General features: G+C 65.8%; 12 protein-coding genes. 6 read left to right on the top strand and 6 right to left on the bottom strand.

The annotated features are described in order from the left end of the window. Positions 1-12: 12 nt before the first annotated feature. On the bottom strand, positions 13-1,203 hold the full coding sequence (gene cfa, locus AC27VE_RS10290) for a cyclopropane fatty acyl phospholipid synthase (protein ID WP_488703774.1): 1,191 nt from the start codon (positions 1,201-1,203) through the stop codon (positions 13-15). 321 nt (positions 1,204-1,524) lie between these two features. Between cfa and AC27VE_RS10285 the strand changes: the two genes are divergently transcribed. The 3 genes from AC27VE_RS10285 (at position 1,525) to greB (ending at position 3,993) form a co-directional block, all read left to right on the top strand. Then, a complete protein-coding gene (locus AC27VE_RS10285) occupies positions 1,525-2,460 on the top strand; it encodes an alpha/beta fold hydrolase (RefSeq protein ID WP_488703773.1) in 936 nt (311 codons plus the stop codon). A gap of 70 nt (positions 2,461-2,530) precedes the next feature. After that, positions 2,531-3,376, top strand: a complete 846-nt coding sequence (locus tag AC27VE_RS10280) for a 3',5'-nucleoside bisphosphate phosphatase (RefSeq protein ID WP_280028186.1) — start codon at positions 2,531-2,533, stop codon at positions 3,374-3,376. Between the two features lie 68 nt (positions 3,377-3,444). Beyond that, positions 3,445-3,993, top strand: coding sequence for a transcription elongation factor GreB (gene greB / locus AC27VE_RS10275; protein ID WP_006225222.1), 549 nt, complete (start codon positions 3,445-3,447; stop codon positions 3,991-3,993). A gap of 375 nt (positions 3,994-4,368) precedes the next feature. Here the strand turns inward: greB and AC27VE_RS10270 are convergent, their stop codons facing one another. The 3 genes from AC27VE_RS10270 to AC27VE_RS10260 all read right to left on the bottom strand — a co-directional run bounded on the left by AC27VE_RS10270 (position 4,369) and on the right by AC27VE_RS10260 (position 7,314). Then, positions 4,369-5,397 (bottom strand): DctP family TRAP transporter solute-binding subunit, encoded by a 1,029-nt coding sequence (locus AC27VE_RS10270; RefSeq protein WP_006225221.1) that lies wholly within the window; start codon positions 5,395-5,397, stop codon positions 4,369-4,371. Positions 5,398-5,479: 82 nt separating this feature from the next. After that, a complete protein-coding gene (locus AC27VE_RS10265) occupies positions 5,480-6,778 on the bottom strand; it encodes a TRAP transporter large permease (protein ID WP_280028184.1) in 1,299 nt (432 codons plus the stop codon). Further along, positions 6,775-7,314 carry a TRAP transporter small permease gene (locus AC27VE_RS10260; RefSeq protein WP_488703772.1) on the bottom strand — a complete coding sequence of 180 codons (540 nt, stop codon included), beginning with the start codon at positions 7,312-7,314 and terminating at the stop codon, positions 6,775-6,777. Before AC27VE_RS10260 ends, AC27VE_RS10265 begins: the two co-directional genes overlap by 4 nt. Positions 7,315-7,668: 354 nt before the next feature. On the opposite strand from AC27VE_RS10260, the gene purL reads away from it, so the two are divergent. Both purL and AC27VE_RS10250 read left to right on the top strand, forming a co-directional pair. Beyond that, positions 7,669-11,718 carry a phosphoribosylformylglycinamidine synthase gene (gene purL / locus AC27VE_RS10255; RefSeq protein WP_488703771.1) on the top strand — a complete coding sequence of 1,350 codons (4,050 nt, stop codon included), beginning with the start codon at positions 7,669-7,671 and terminating at the stop codon, positions 11,716-11,718. Between the two features lie 186 nt (positions 11,719-11,904). Continuing rightward, positions 11,905-13,533: a methyl-accepting chemotaxis protein gene (locus tag AC27VE_RS10250; protein WP_315139237.1), complete on the top strand. Its 1,629-nt coding sequence runs from the start codon at positions 11,905-11,907 to the stop codon at positions 13,531-13,533. A gap of 115 nt (positions 13,534-13,648) precedes the next feature. On the opposite strand, the gene AC27VE_RS10245 is transcribed toward AC27VE_RS10250, so the two are convergent. Beyond that, positions 13,649-14,638, bottom strand: coding sequence for a Bug family tripartite tricarboxylate transporter substrate binding protein (locus AC27VE_RS10245; protein WP_006225216.1), 990 nt, complete (start codon positions 14,636-14,638; stop codon positions 13,649-13,651). 19 nt (positions 14,639-14,657) lie between these two features. Next, positions 14,658-15,614 (bottom strand): alpha/beta hydrolase, encoded by a 957-nt coding sequence (locus AC27VE_RS10240; RefSeq protein ID WP_006225215.1) that lies wholly within the window; start codon positions 15,612-15,614, stop codon positions 14,658-14,660. 211 nt (positions 15,615-15,825) lie between these two features. On the opposite strand from AC27VE_RS10240, the gene AC27VE_RS10235 reads away from it, so the two are divergent. After that, positions 15,826-16,743 (top strand): LysR family transcriptional regulator, encoded by a 918-nt coding sequence (locus AC27VE_RS10235; RefSeq protein ID WP_488703770.1) that lies wholly within the window; start codon positions 15,826-15,828, stop codon positions 16,741-16,743. The last annotated feature ends 20 nt before the right edge of the window (positions 16,744-16,763 follow it).

Below are 16,763 nucleotides of genomic sequence, written 5' to 3'. Positions count from 1 at the left end.
GTGGTCAGGCATTCAACGCAAAGAACGGTACGTGTCTTTCCGCTGCGGATGCGTCAGCATCACCTGCCAGAGCTGGCCTTCACGCGAACGGAAGAAGCCGGCGCAACACATCAGATAGTATTTCCACATGCGGTAGAAGCGCGTGCCGTAGCGTTCCTGCAGCGTGGGCCACGCGCGTTCGAACCGGTCCCACCACGCCATCAGCGTGCGGTCGTAATCGGCGCCGAAGTTGTGCCAGTCTTCGATGATGAAGCGGTGTTCGACGGCGCTGGCGATCTCGCGCGCGGACGGCAGCTTGCCGTTCGGGAACACGTAGCGGTCGATCCAGGGGTCGGTGCTCTGGCTGGTGGCGGCGATGCCGATGGTGTGCAGCAGGAAGACGCCGTCGGGCGCCATCAGGCGCTGCACATTGCTGAAGTAGGTGTCGTAGTTCTTCGGCCCCACGTGCTCGAACATGCCGACCGACACCACCTTGTCGAAACTGCCTTGCAGGTCGCGGTAGTCTTGCAGCAGCAGTTGCACGGGCAGGCCCTTGACGCGCTCCTGCGCCAGCGCCAGCTGCTCTTTCGACACCGTCACGCCCGTGACCGTGACGCCATAGTTTTCGGCGGCGAACTTGGCCAGCCCGCCCCATCCGCAACCGATGTCCAGCAGCGTTTCGCCCGGCTTCAACTGCAGCTTGCGGCAGATCATGTCCAGCTTGGCCAGCTGAGCCTCTTCCAGCGTCTGGGCGTTTTCCCAGTAGGCGCAGGAATAGATCATGCGGCTGTCCAGCATCGCCTCGAACACGTCGTTGCCGGCATCGTAGTGCTGTTCGCCAACTTCAAAGGCGCGGTTTTTGGACTGCAGGTTGAACAGCTTGTGCCGCAGGTGTTCGGCGATCAGCTTGATGCGGGCGACGCCCAGCGCGGCCGATCCCATGTCCGCGCGCAGCAGGCGGGTGAAGAGCTCGTCCAGCTGCTCGCAATCCCACTCGCCATCCATATAGGACTCGCCCAGCCCCAGCGACCAGCTGGCGAAGACGCGCTCGTACATGTGCTTGTCATGCACCTGGATGTCCCAGGGGCGCGGACCGTTGATCAGGACGTCGGCCCGGGACAACACGTCCTGGAGCACTTTGGGCGGTTCGGGGGGAGGGGGGCTGACCGCGGGAGGGGGGGAATGATCGGTGGTCAGCGGAGAGACGGGACTGCTTTGCTGCATACGGACTCCATATCAATTTTGGGATGACTGATCTGGCAATGCCTGAAGCTCATTACTCTCGCCCTAACGGGCAGGCAACTCCAATTTAATGATTGGATCGGCGCGATAGGAAACGGCAATTTCCTACCGTGCTGCGGGTGCGCCTAAGAGGATGGGCTTGATCGTAGCGAGGCGCGGGCCGGGTGTCCAGCACGGGCAGCGAGGGGCGGCGCGGCGGCCACATCCCCGTGCCGTTCATGTGATTGTTCGACTGGCGCGATTACACTAGTCCGCCTTAGTGCGCCGCCGTTTCAGGCTTGCGCCGACCCGTGGAGTGTTTTGATGGTGGACGCCAGCCTGCAACCCCGTTTGGAATTCGTCACCTGCGCCAGCCCGGCCGGTTTGCACCGGATGGCGTACTGGGAATGGGGCGATCCCGCCAACGACCAGGTGCTGCTCTGCGTGCACGGTCTGACCCGCAGCGGGCGCGATTTCGACGCGCTGGCGCGCCGGCTGGCCGGGCGCTACCGCGTGGTCTGCCCCGACGTGGTGGGTCGTGGCCGATCCGACTGGCTGGCCAATCCCGCTTTCTACACGGTGCCGCAGTACGTGTCCGACATGGTCACGCTGATCGCGCGCCTGCGTCCGGCCCGGCTGGCCTGGGTGGGTACGTCGATGGGCGGGCTGGTCGGCCTGGCGCTGTCGGGCGCCGCCGCGTTCGCGGGCGCCTTGCAGGCCATGCGTCCGCATGCGGGCATGCTGCCGCCCGGGCAAGGCATCCGCCTGGACAAGCTGGTGCTGAACGACGTGGGGCCGCGGCTGGAAACCGGCGCCTTGTCGCGCATTGGCCAGTACGTGGGCGAACCCGGTGAATTCGCTTCGTTCGAGGAAGCCGTGGCCACCATGCGGGCCAATTCCCAGACGTTCGGGCCGCACACCGACGCGCAATGGGCGGACCTGGCCCAGTACCTGTACCCGGAATACGGCGGCAAATGGGTCAAGCACTACGATCTGGCCCTGGCCCAGCCGCTGGCGGCCCAGACCCCCGAAGAACTGGCTGCCGGCGAACAGATCCTGTGGCGCTCCTATGACGCGGTGTCCTGCCCCGTGCTGATCCTGCGCGGCGCGCTGTCCGACTTGTTGACGCCCGCCACCGTCGAAGAAATGCTCAAGCGCAACCCGCGGGCCCAGGCGCTGGAAGTGCCCGGGGTGGGGCATGCGCCCACGCTGATCGCCGACAGCCAGGTGGACCCGGTCGCGGCTTTTCTCCTGGCCTGATCGTCCGCCCAGCGATTATGGGGACACCCCGGCGCTATCCAGGGTGCCGGGCCTTCTCTACAATAGACCCATGACATCGCCCACCCTGAACATCGATCTGCATTGCCATTCCACCGTCTCGGACGGCGCGCTTGCGCCCCGCGATGTGGCGCAGCGCGCGCACGCCAACGGCGTGGACGTCTGGGCACTGACCGATCATGACGAAGTGGGCGGCCTGGCCGAAGCCGCCAGCGCGGCCAAGGACCTGGGCATGCGTTTTGCCACCGGTGTCGAGATTTCCGTGACCTGGGCCGGCCTGACGGTGCACATCGTGGGCCTGCGCTTCGACCCGGAAAACACTGCCTTGGTCGAAGGTTTGCGCAAGACCCGTTCTGGCCGCGCCGAACGCGCCAAGCGCATCGGCGAACGCCTGGCGGACATGGGCATGCCCGGCGCCTACGAAGGCGCGCTGCCGTTCGCCGGCAACCCCGAACTGATCAGCCGCACGCACTTTGCGCGGTATCTCGTCGAAGCCGGCTACTGCCCCGACGTGCAAACCGTTTTCACCAAGCACCTGGGCGACGACCGGCCCGGCCACGTGCCCATGCAATGGGCCACCCTGGCCGAAGCCGTGGGCTGGATCCGCGGCGCGGGCGGCATCGCCGTCATCGCGCATCCGGGCCGCTATAAGTACACCCCGCTGCAATTCGCCGCGCTGTTCGACGAATTCCTGCAACTGGGGGGGCTGGGCATCGAGGTCAACACCGGTAGCCATACCGCCGAAGAAGCCCGCCAATACGCCGAGGTTGCGCGCCGCTATGGGTTCCTGGCCTCGCGCGGGTCGGATTTCCATAGCCCCAAGGAAAGCCGGATGGACCTGGGCCGTTTGCCGCCGTTGCCGTCCGACTTGAAGCCGGTCTGGCACGACTGGTTCTGACGCGGGCGGTCATCTCCGCCCATCCTGCAAGCCATCGATTGTGAGCGCGCCCTTGCGGCGCATGCGCCATGAACAAAGCCTTTGTTAAAGAGTCCGATAACGAGGACGACGACGATCTGCCGCAAGCCCAGGCGTTGCCGGCAGGCACCAAGAACTACATGACCCCCGAGGGCTATGAACGCCTGCGCGGCGAACTGACGCACCTGATGAACGTGGAGCGTCCGTCCGTCGTGCAAGTGGTGTCCTGGGCGGCGTCCAACGGCGACCGTTCCGAGAACGGCGATTACCTGTACGGCAAGAAGCGCCTGCGCGAGATCGACCGCCGCATGCGCTTTTTGACGAAGCGGCTGGATATCGCCGAAGTGGTGGACCCCGCCGCGCAACCCAACCGCGACCAAGTGTTCTTCGGCGCCACGGTGTCGTATTCGGACAAGGCCGGCGAAGACCACACGGTCACCATCGTCGGCGTGGACGAGGCCGAGCCGCTGGCCGGCAAGATCAGCTGGATTTCACCGGTGGCGCGTGCGCTGATCAAGGCGCGCGAAGGCGATACGGTCGTGCTGCGCACACCGGGCGGGATCGAAGAACTGGACATCCTGGAAGTCAGCTACCCGTAATTCTTGAGCGCAGTGCTCGATGCGTAGGATGGGTGGAGCGCGAGAAGGCGGGGAAATCAGGCAGACCGTTCAGCGCGCGTAACCCATCGCGGGGGGGCTGCTTGCTAGCCAGCTTTCGCCATTATGCAGCGGTTGCTTGATGGGTTTCGCGCGCTAGATATCTTGTTCTTGCATCAAGATGCTCGCGCTCCACCCATCCTACGGCGCTTAGGTCGTCATTCCGCCAATCCAGCACCCCAAAAAGGAAACAGGCGCCAGCTTGTGGCCGGCGCCTGTTTGGTTGGGAGGGATCTGACGTCCCTGCCTCGGTGTGGCGGCTTGCGCCGTCGTTCCCCTGGGGCTTGCTGCTAATTCAGTTCCTTTGACTCGCGCCGCTTACTTCTTGCGCGCCGCAATCGACTTTTCGGCCATGTTGACCAGGTCTTCGCCGATCTGCTTCTTCCACTTGTCGTAGACGGGCTGGGTGACCTTGGCGAATGCGTCGTGCTCGGCTTGCGACAGCGACGTCACGGTCACGCCGTGGCCTTCGATCTCTTTCAGCAGCGACGGGTCTTCGGGCGTGACACCCTTGCGCGCGATCACGATCTGCTGCTTGCCGGCGTCAAGCGCGGCCTGGCGCACGATGTCGCGGTCCTTTTCCGACCACGAATTCCAGACCTCGCGGTTGACCACGAAGATCAGCGGGTCGGCCACGTAGTTCCACAGGGTCAGGTATTTCTGGCCCACCGTGTACAGCTTGGAGCCCGTGTAGATGGACAGGGGGTTTTCCTGGCCGTCCACCGCGCCGCTGGCCAGCGCGGGCTGCGCATCGGCCCAGCTCATCTGCGTGGGGTTGGCGCCCAGCGCCGTGAACGTGTCGATGTACAGCGGCGAACCCACCACGCGCAGCTTCATGCCCTTCATGTCTTCGGGCTTCTTGATGTCGCGCTTGGAGTTGCTGAGCTGGCGGTAGCCGTTTTCACCCCAGGCCAGCGGCACCACGCCCGCTTTCTCGATCAGCTTGAACATTTCCTTGCCCACGTCGCCTTGCACCAGCGCGTCGATGGCGGCGTAGTCGGGCATCAGGAAGGGCAGCGAGAACAGGTTCAGCTGCTTGACCTGCGGCGACCAGTTGATGGTGGAGCCCACCGCCATGTCGATCACGCCCTGGCGGATCGCGGTGAATTCGCGGGTCTGGTCGCCCTGGACCAGCGAGGTGCCGGGATAGACCTTGATGTTGATGCGGCCCTGGGTGCGTTCGCGCACCAGGTTGGACCAGATTTCGGCGCCCTGGCCCCACGGGAAGGTGGTGCCCACGACGATGGACAGCTTGTATTCGGGCTTGTAGTTTTGCGCGATGGCGGGCGCCGTGCCGACGACGGCGGCGGCGCACAGCGCGGCGCCGATCAGGTTGCGGAAGTTCATGTGATGTCTCCTCTCTCTGCGAGTGTGTCTGTTGTTGTCTTGAGATCCAGCACTTCAATAACCCAGCTTCAATAGCCCAGCTTCAATAGCCCAACTTATGCGGCAGCCACAGCGCCAGTTGCGGGAACACCAGCACCGCCACCAGCACCAGGAACATGGCGCCCAGCAGCCACACCACCCAGCGCACCGTGGATTCCATCGGCACGCGCGCAATACGGCACGACACCATCAGGTTCACGGCGAGCGGCGGGGTGAACTGGCCCAGCGCCACCTTCAACGTCAGGATCACGCCGAACCACACCGGATCCCAGCCGTAGGCATTGGCGATCGGCATCAGCAGCGGCACGAAAATCAGGAAGATCGAGATTCCGTCCAGGAACATGCCCACCGTCATCAGCAGCAGGATCAACAGCGACAGCACGCCCCATTCGCCCAGCCCGGAATTGACGATGGCGTGGGTGATCGGGTCGATCACGCTCAGGGTGGACAGGGCCCAGGCGAAGATGCCCGCCAGCGTCACCACCAGCATGATCACGGCGGACAGCTCAGCGGCTTCGCGCAGGATGGTGTACAGGTCGCGGAACTTGATGGTGCGGTGAATGAAGCCGCCCACGAACAAGCCGTAGAAGACGGCGACGACCGCGGCTTCGGTGGGCGTGAACCAGCCCATGCGCATGCCGCCCAGGATCAGCACCGGGGCAGCCAGGCCCCACGACGCTTCGCGCAGGCTGGCCCAGAAGGGGGGGCGCGGCAGGTGGGATTCCAGCGCGCCCATCTTGTACTTGCGCGACAGCCAGACGGCCGGAACGATCAGGGCCAGGCCGGCCAGGATGCCCGGGATCATGCCGGCGGCGAACAGCGCGGGCACCGAAGCGCCCGGCACCAGTACCGAATAGATGATGAAGGCGACCGACGGCGGAATCAGGATGTCGGTGGCGGCGCCTGCCGCCACGATCGAGGCCGAAAACGAGCCCGGATAGCCCGCGCGCGACATGGCGGTGATCATCACGGCGCCCACGGCCGCCGCGCACGCCGGTCCGGACCCCGAGATGCCGCCCAGGAACATGGCGACCGCAATGGACACCAGCGGCAGCATGCCGGGGCCGCGGCCCACGATGGCGATGGCAAAGTCCACCAGCCGCTTGGCCACGCCCGACCGGTCGAAAATAGAGCCGACCAGCACGAACATGGGGATCGCCAGCAGCGGGTACTTGGCCAGGCCGGCGTAGAAGTTCTGCGGCACGGTCAACAGGCCATACCAGGGCGTGTCCAGGTTGGACAGCACGATAGCGACGGTGCCGCCGATACCCAGCGCCACGCCGACCGGCACGCCGATCAGCATCAGGACGATGAAGACGATGAAGAGGATAGTGGCGATCATTTGGCGTCGGTCCCGGCGCCACGCGCGATGCGGCGGAGGATGCCGAGGGTGCGCAGCGAGATCGCCGCGGCCATCACGGGCAGCCAGATGGAATACCACCAGGTCGGCACGCCGATCGCGGGGGAGGTCTCTTCATAAATGAATTCGTCCGACACGAGCTTCACCGACAGCACGGTCAGCAGCACGAAGAACGCCAGCACGCAGCTGTTGGCGATCAACGCCATGATGCGCTGGCGGCGCGGCGAGCCGTTGTCCGCCAGGATCTCGATACGGATATGGTGGTTGCGCACGAAGGCCACGCTGCCGCCCGCCATCGTCAGCACGATCAGCAGGAACACCGATATCTCTTCCGTCCAGGCGAAAGACTGGTCGGTGAAATAACGCACCAGCACGTTCGTGAAGGTAATCAGCGCCAGCGTGGCCAGCAAGATCACGGCCAGCCAGTCTTCGATGGCCAGCGGCACCTTTACGGCGGGATCTGCTTCAACGGGGATGATCGGTTCGACAGGCTCGGCGGGGGCTTCGGGGCGGGACATGGGGTGAGGCGACGGCTTCGGCGCTTGACGCGCGTTCTATGAATAAGTCGCTGCATCCTACCGTTGCCCCGCAGACGCGATAGTTCGTGTTTTCCCGTGGTGCGGGGCGGCAACAACATGCTGCATTGCACCAGAGCAGCCCTTGCAGGAAGCGGCGGGGCAGGGATAAACCACGTTCGCGTCGGGGCTTTACTGGAATATTGCTTCGCACCATTCCAGTGCGCGGCGTCCGGAATTCTTTTGTAACACGCGATAAAACCCGGGCTTGGGACCCTTCTTGAACAAGCGCTCCGGGAAAACCCCCTAAACAGGTAAAATCACTTTTTGCACCCATCCTTATACGGCGCCCGCATCGTGTCCCTAGTTCAGCATCTGCCTGGTTCCTCCGTCCTGTCCTCCTTTCGTCGTGATCGCCTTCTTGCGCAACTGAAGGAAGCCGGCCTGCCGGTGGCCGACATCTCCGCCCGTTACGAGCACTTCGTCAGCACCGACGCCGCCTTGACGGCCGAACAGCAGCAACACCTGACCCAACTGCTGGATTACGGCACGCCCAGCACGGCCGACGTGCCGGCCAAGAGCCTGTCCCTGCTGGTCATTCCGCGCCTGGGCACCATTTCCCCGTGGGCCAGCAAGGCCACCGACATCGCCCACAACTGTGGCCTGGCGTCGGTGCACCGCATCGAACGCGGCGTGCGCTACGTGATCACCCCGGAACGCGGCCTGCTGGGCACCAAGTCGTTTGACGACGCCATGCTGGCGCGCGCGGCCGACTGCTTGCACGACCGCATGACCGAAACCGTGGTCGACGCCAATTTCGACGGCCAGGCGCTGTTCCAGACGCTGGCCGGCAAGCCGATGCGCACCGTGGGCGTCCAGGCTAACGGCGTGCAGGCTTTGGCCGAAGCGAACGTCTCGCTGGGCCTGGCCCTGTCGGAAGACGAAATCGAATACCTGGCCAAGTCGTTCACCGACCTGGGGCGCGACCCCACCGACGTCGAACTGATGATGTTCGCGCAGGCCAACAGCGAACACTGCCGCCACAAGATCTTCAACGCCGAATGGGTGATTGACGGCCAGGAACAGCCCAACACGCTGTTCGGCATGATCCGCGCCACGCACAAGGCGCAGCCGGAAGGCACGGTCGTCGCCTATTCGGACAACGCCGCCATCATGGAAGGCGGCCCCGCGCAGCGCTTCCAGGCCGGCGTGCCTGGTGTCACCGGCGAGGGCGCCGACGGCGCCAAGTACATCCGCCGCGACACCACCGTGCATACCTTGATGAAGGTAGAGACGCACAACCACCCGACCGCGATCGCGCCGTTCCCCGGCGCCTCGACGGGCGCGGGCGGCGAAATCCGCGACGAAGGCGCCACCGGCCGCGGCTCCAAGCCCAAGGCCGGCCTGACTGGTTTCACCGTGTCGCACCTGCGCTTCGACGACGCGCTGCAACCCTGGGAAGCCGATCACCACGGCCTGCCCGAACGCATCGCTTCGCCGCTGTCCATCATGATCGACGGCCCCATCGGCGGCGCGGCGTTCAACAACGAATTCGGTCGGCCCAACCTGCTTGGCTACTTCCGCTCGTTCGAGCAGACCGCTGGCGGCACGCGCTGGGGCTATCACAAGCCCATCATGATCGCGGGCGGCCTGGGCAGCATCGACGCGGGCCTGACCCACAAGGACGTGATTCCCCCCGGCGCGCTGCTGATCCAGCTGGGCGGCCCGGGCTTCCGTATCGGCATGGGCGGCGGCGCCGCCTCCAGTATCAGCATGGGCAGCAATTCTGCCGAGCTGGACTTCGATTCCGTCCAACGCGGCAACCCGGAAATCGAGCGCCGTGCGCAGGAAGTTATCGACCGCTGCTGGCAGCAGGCCGAGAACAACCCCATCATCGCCATCCACGACGTGGGCGCGGGCGGTTTGTCCAACGCCTTCCCGGAACTGGTCAACGACGCCGGCCGTGGCGCCATTTTCGACCTGAAGCGCGTGCCGCTGGAAGAGTCGGGCCTGTCGCCCGCAGAAATCTGGAGCAATGAATCGCAGGAACGTTATGTCCTGTCGATCCTGCCGAAGGACCTGGAACGCTTTGACGCCATCGCCCGCCGCGAACGCTGCCCGTACGCGGTCGTGGGCGTGGCTACCGAAGAGCGCCAACTGCGCGTGGTGGACGGCGAGGGCCTGCCGGGCCTGGACACCATCCGCCCGCAAGGCGACGCCGAAGTGCGCCCCGTGGACGTGCCGATCGACGTGATCCTGGGCAAGCCGCCGCGCATGACGCGCGACGTGCGCCGTCTGCCCGGCGTGTCCGCGCCGCTGGACCTGGCCGGCATCGACCTGACTGAAGCCGCCTACCGCGTGCTGCGCCACCCCACTGTGGCCAACAAGTCCTTCCTGATCACCATCGGTGACCGCACCGTTGGCGGCCTGTCCAGCCGCGACCAGATGGTCGGCCCCTGGCAGGTGCCGGTGGCGGACTGCGCCGTGACGCTGGCGGATTACGAAGGCTTCCGCGGCGAAGCCATGTCGATGGGCGAACGTACCCCCATCGCCATGCTGGACGCCCCGGCCTCGGGCCGCATGGCCGTGGCCGAAGCCCTGACCAACCTGGCCGCCGCCGACGTGGCGCGCTTGGAAGACATCAAGCTGTCGGCCAACTGGATGGCCGCTTGCGGCGTGGAAGGCCAGGACGCCGCGCTGTACGACACCGTGTCCGCCGTCAGCGAACTGTGCCAGGCCACCGGCCTGTCCATTCCGGTGGGCAAGGATTCCCTGTCCATGAAGACGTCCTGGGAACAGGACGGCGAGCAGCGCCAGGTCGTGGCGCCGGTGTCGCTGGTCGTCACGGCGTTCGCGCCGGTGGCCGACGTGCGCGCCAGCCTGACCCCGCAGCTGCGTACCGACGCGGGCGACAGCGTGCTGATCCTGATCGACCTGGGCCGTGGCCGTCACCGCATGGGTGGCTCGATCCTGGCGCAGACCTACAACCAGGTCGGCGAGACCGTGCCGGACATCGATTCGCCGCAAGACCTGCGCGCCTTCTTCATCACCATCCGCACCTTGGCCGAAGCCGGCACCATCCTGGCTTACCACGACCGTTCCGACGGCGGCCTGTTCGCCACCCTGACCGAAATGGCCTTCGCCGGCCGCACCGGTATCTCGGTGAACCTGGACATGCTGACTTTCGATCCGCAATCGGCGGATTGGGGCGACTACAAGATCCGCCCGGATCAGGTGAAGGTGCAGCGCGAAGAACTGACGCTCAAGGCCCTGTTCTCGGAAGAGGCGGGCGCCGTGATCCAGGTGCCGGCATCGCAGCGCGACGCCGTCATGCAAGTGCTGCGCGGCGCGGGCCTGTCGGCCCACTCGCACGTCATCGGCGGCCTGAACGGCGCCGACGAAGTGGAGTTCTACCGCGACGGCAAGAAGGTCTGGGGCCAGCCGCGCACCGAACTGGGCCGCGCCTGGAGCGAAGTGTCCTACCGCATCATGGCGCGCCGCGACAACCCCGCGTGCGCCCAGGCTGAACTGGACGTCTGGAACGACACGACCGACCCGGGCATGAGCCCGAATGTGTCCTTCGACCCGCAAGAGAACATCGCCGCGCCGTTCATCAACACCGGCAAGCGTCCGCGCGTGGCCATCCTGCGCGAGCAGGGCTGCAACAGCCAGGTCGAAATGGCCTGGGCGTTCGACACCTCGGGCTTCGAAGCCATTGACGTCCACATGACCGACCTGTTGGCCGGCCGCGTGGACCTGGCGCAGATGCAGGGCCTGGTGGCGGTGGGCGGTTTCAGCTACGGCGACGTGCTGGGCGCTGGCGAAGGTTGGGCGCGCACCATCCGCTTCAACAGCAAGCTGTCGGACCAGTTCGCCGCGTACTTCGCGCGTCCGGATACGTTCGCGCTGGGTGTGTGCAACGGCTGCCAGATGATGGCCGCGTTGGCGCCGATGATCCCGGGCGCCGAACACTGGCCGCGCTTCACGCGCAACCAGTCGGAAAAGTACGAAGCCCGCCTGTCGATGGTGGAACTGGCCAAGTCGCCGTCCATCTTCTTCAACGGTATGGAAGGCGCCCGCATCCCGGTCGCCGTGGCGCACGGCGAAGGTTTTGCCGACTTCTCGCAGCAGGGCGACGCCAGCCGTGTGCTGACCGCCGCACGCTACATCGACAACCGTGGGCAAGCCACCGAAGCCTACCCGTTCAACCCGAACGGCAGCCCGGGCGGCCTGACTTCCGTCACCACGGCCGATGGCCGCTTCACGGTCATGATGCCGCACCCGGAACGCGTGACGCGCAACGTCATGATGTCGTGGGCGCCCGAAAAATGGGGCAATGCGGACCAGGGCGGCACGTACAGCCCGTGGATGCGCATCTTCCGCAACGCGCGCGTTTGGCTGAAGTAAGGCCGGACAAGCAACGCCAGGCCCGCACGTCGGGCACAGGAACAAAACGGGCCCTGCGGCCCGTTTTTTTCGTCCAGGGCAGGGCGCAGAAGCCGCGTTTTGCATGTAACCCAATGAGATATTTAACTTTTCATTGCATTGGGCCGTTAACCGGATGAGCGTTACGCAACCCCGGAGTGGCCTTTCATGTTCAAGAATTTAAGTATCCGCGCAATCCTGACGTCCGCCTTGGGCGTCTTTTTCGCGCTTTTCCTGGTAACCGGCGCAGCCGTGTATCAGCAATTGACGTCCAACCGCACTTCGATTGAATTGCTGCTGGACACCAACCTGGTCCGTGCCAACGCCGTGGACGGCGCAGGCGCTGAATTGCTGCGTGCGCGCCTGGTCCTGTTGGCGGCGCAGAGCGCGCTGCTGGAAGGCAAGAGCATCGACACGCTGGCCAGCATGCAGCGGCTGGACGGCTATACCAAGAAGGCGTCCGACCTGATCGACAGCGCCCGCAAGCAGCCTGAGACGTCCGCCGAGGGCAAGCCCTTGTTCGACGCCGCACTGGCCGCCTACGACGTCTATCAGCGCGACGCGATCGCGCCGATGGTGGCCGCCATCCGCGCCGGCAAACCGCAGGACGCCAGCCGGCTGAACCTGGAAAAGGTCACCCCGCTGGGCATCGCCTTCACGCAGGCTATCCAGAAGTACGTGGACTATGCGGACGATGTGGGTCAGCGCGTGGCGCGCGACACATCTGCGCGCATCAACGGCGCGATCGTGCTGCTGGTCTGTCTGCTGGCCGTGGTGGCCGTGCTGGTGGTAAGCCTGTACGTGGTCTTCGCGCGGTCGGTGTTCCGTCCGCTGCACGACGCCGGCCGCCTGTTCGACCGCATCGCCAGCGGCGACCTCAGTAACCGCATCGAGCAGCGCGGCGACAACGAGATCGGCGTGCTGTACGCCGCGGTCAAGCGCATGCAGGACAGCCTGGCCCGTACTGTGTCCGCCGTGCGCCTGGGCGTGGAAGAGATCCACACCGGTTCGCGCGAGATCGCGGCCGGCAACATCGACCTGTCTTCCCGCACCGAGCAGCAGGCGGCCTCTCTGGAGGAAACCGCGGCCAGCATGGACGAATTGTCGTCCACCGTGAAGAACAACGCCGACAGTTCGCGCAGCGCCTCGCAGTTGGCGACGGCGGCCTCTGAAGTGGCCACTCGCGGCGGCAAGGCCGTGGGCGACGTGGTGGGCACCATGCGCGGCATCGCCGATAGCTCCAAGCGCATCGCCGACATCGTCGGCGTGATCGACGGCATCGCCTTCCAGACCAACATCCTGGCGTTGAACGCGGCCGTGGAAGCGGCGCGCGCGGGCGAGCAGGGCAAGGGCTTTGCGGTGGTGGCCAGCGAAGTGCGCGCGCTGGCGCAGCGCAGCGGCCAGGCGGCCAAGGAAATCAAGGGCTTGATCGACGAGTCGGTGCAGAAGGTGTCGATCGGGTCGGACCAGGTGGAAGCCGCCGGCGCCACCATGCAAGAGATCGTGGTGTCGGTGCGCCGCGTGACGGACATCATCAACGAGATCTCCAGCGCGTCCGAAGAACAGTCGCAAGGCATCCAGCAGGTGAACCAGGCAGTGTCGCAGATGGACAGCGTGACGCAGCAGAACGCGGCGCTGGTCGAAGAAGCGGCGGCGTCCGCCGCGTCGCTGGAAACCCAGGCGCAACGCCTGCGCGAAGCGGTTGCGGTGTTCAAGCTGCAAGCCGGCGGCCGGGTGATCGACGAGGAAGCGCCCGCGTTGGGCCGCGGTGCGGAGCCGGCGCTGCTGGGCGCCTGATGGGGGCGATGCCGCTAATGGCGCCGATGGCGTTCGTCGCGGCAGTCCTGGCTCCAGCCATGCAATGAGAAATGCCCCTTGCGGGGCATTTCTCATTAGTGCGGTACCGAGACGATTATTGATCCAGCTGGATCTTGGCGTCGGCCGCCACGTTCTTCCACTTCTTCACGTCGCTGGCGATGACCTGTTGGAATTCATCCGACGTGCCGGCCACGACCGTGCCGCCCAGGCTGGCCATCTTGGCCTTCACTTCCGGCGTGTTCAGCGCCTTCACCGAAGCGTCGTGCAGCTTCTTCTTCACGTCTTCCGGCAGGCCCTTGGGCGCCAGCAGGCCGTTCCAGGCATTGGCTTCATAACGCGGCAGACCGGCTTCCTTGAAGGTCGGCGTGTCGGGCAGTTCCGGCGAACGCGTATCGGCGGCGATGGCGATCGGACGAATCTGGCCGCCCTTGATGTAGGGCAGCGATGCCGGCACCGGTTCCCAGATCATCGAGACCTGGCCGCTGATCACGTCGGTGAACGCCGGGCCTGCGCCGCGGTAGGCGATGTGCATGAGCTTGGCGCCCGTCATCGACTTCATCAGCTCCATGGCCAGGTTGCCCAGGCCGCCCGCGCCCGACGAGGCGTAGGTGTAGCGGTCCGGGTTTGCCTTGGAGGTGGCGATCAGCGCGTTCAAGTCGGCCGCCGGGAAGTCCTTCGTCACGCTCAGCACGCCCGGCACGGTCACCAGTTGCGTGATCGCGGTGAAGTCCTGCACGGCGTCATAGGTCAGCGACTTGTACACGGCGGGGTTGGTGCCGTGGGTGCTGGAGGAGGCCAGCAGCAAGATGTAGCCGTCGGGGGCGGCATCGGCGACGTAGCGCGTGCCGATCGAGCCGCCGGCACCCGCCTTGTTTTCCACGACCACGGTGGCGCCCAGTTCGGTGCCCAGTTGCGCGGCGAAGACGCGGCCGATGATGTCGGCGGTGCCGCCGGGGGCGAACGGCACGATCAGGCGCAGGGGCTTGGAGGGGTAGTCGGTGGCCTGTTGCGCCGAAGCGGCGCCGGCGGCCAGCGTGGCGCCGGTCAGCAGCGCCAGGGCGATGGTGGATTTCTTGAAGTTCATCTGTGTCTCCAGGCGAAGGTTAGTCGAGGCTGCGGTCGAGCCAATCGACGATCAATCCGGCTATCTGGTCGCTATTGCGGTCCAGCATGCAGAAATGGGAATTGCCGGCGATGCCGGCGGAAGGCAAGTCCAGCGTTTCGGCGCGGACGCCGGCGGCACGCAGGGCCCGCCAATAGGCGTCCGTCTGGGCGCGGTAGCGCAGCCAGGTCTCGTCCGCCTGAAAGTGATCGCCCCACACCAGCAAGTGCGGAGGCAACTGCCAGGGCACGGCGGCCGGGGTGCCGGTGGGTTCCAGCGCGACGACGGCGCGAATGGTGGCGGCGTATTCATGGGCCAGCAGCGTGGCGAAGCCGCCGCCCTGGCTATGGCCGAAGACGATGCAGGGGCCAGCCAGTTCCAGCAATTGCCGGTACGCGTCCAGCGCCATGTCGCCATGCGTCAGCCAACGCGGCACGAACTGCTTGGCGAAAGTGTCGAAAGCGTCGATGGGGAACTGCTGCGCCGGATAGGCGTGGCGCGGTTGCCCGGCGGGCGCATAGCCCGAGGCCGGGCCGATGCGGAACAGGCGCCAGGCTTCTTCCTTGGACCGGAAGATCGGCGCGCTGTCGTAGACCTGCGGATACATCGCCCAGGACGCGCGGCCGCGTTCGGGCGCGTCGGATACGAACACGTCGTAGCCCGCCTGCAGCAGGCGCCAGAGCCAGCCTTCGCGGCCGTCGGGCGTGCTCTCCCATTGCGCGCCCGTCATGCCGCCGCCGTGCCAAAGCAACACGGGGTAGGGATGCAGCGGCTTGGCCAGCCGGTATTCCTGCACGTAAAGCTGGCCGACGCTGTAGCCGCCGTTCATGTCGATCAAGCGGGCCGACGCGTTGTCCACCACTTTTTTCTGCAGCATCGGCACGCCGCCGGCCACGGCTTCGACGCCGCCCAGGAAATGGCTGCGGATGGATTTGAGCAGGACAGGGGAGTCGGACATCGGCGTTTCCAAGGAATGGACGCCGCGATGTTAGTTGCCAGATGTATCTGGGTTGTGCAAAATGAGCCACCCATGTGCCGATTCGGCACAGATGTTGCCCCCACGCTGCACGCACTTCGTGCGCTTGCTGCCCCCCGAGGGGGCGCTTTCCCCTTGGGGCGGCCCGGCGGGGAAAGGGCGCACGAACCCGCAGGCAGTTCTTGAGAGTGATATGGACATCAAATGGCTGGAAGACTTCGTCGCCTTATCGAAGTCGCGCAACATGTTCCAGGCGGCCGAGGCGCGCAGCGTGACGCATCCGGCGTTCGGGCGCCGCATCAAGGCGCTTGAGGAATGGGCGGGCGTGCCGCTGGTTGAGCGCGGCCATCAGGCCACCACCCTCAACCCGGCGGGGCGCAGCATGCTGGCTGCGGCCATCGACGTGCTGGACATCCTGCGCGACACGCGCCAGGCGTTGCAAAAGCCCGAGCAGGAGCGCAACCGCAAGATCACCATCGCCTCGGGCAAGACGCTGGCGCATTCCGTGCTGCCGGGCGTGATGGCCAGCGTGCAGCAGGGCATGCCGGCGTTCCAGCTGAAAGTCACCACCACCACGTTGAACTACGGGGTGGACATGCTGGCGGACGGCGAGGTGGATTTCCTGCTGTGCCATGCGCACGAGCCGCTCTACGCCAAGATCGACAACCCCGGCTACCGGTGCCGGCGCGTCGGCGCCGACAAGCTGGTGGCCGTCAGCGCGCCCGTCAGCCCGGGCGGGCGCCATCCGCGCCACGCGGTGCCCAAGCTGGCCTCGGACCCCGCCGTGCCGTTCCTGGCCTACGCGGACAGCATGTCGCTGGGCCGCATCCTGCATGACCGCCTGCGCGGGCTTTGCGTGGTGCCGCAGCTGCAGACCATGTATGAATCCGATCTGGCCGATGCCTTGCACGCGATGGCGCGCCAGGGTTTTGGCCTGGCCTGGTTGCCGCATACGCTGATCGAAGCCGACCTGCGGGCCGGCACGCTGGTGCGCGCCGACAGCGCCCGCAACGATATCCATATGGAGATCCGGCTGTACCAGTCGGTCGACAACGCCAAGCCGCTGGCCCGCCAGGTATGGAGCCGGATCGAAGCCTACGCGGCCAGATGACGACACCGTTTTGGCGCTTT

This window comes from Achromobacter sp. 18P8.1.1 (assembly GCF_057799415.1).
This window is presented reverse-complemented; position numbering and strand designations above follow the sequence as displayed.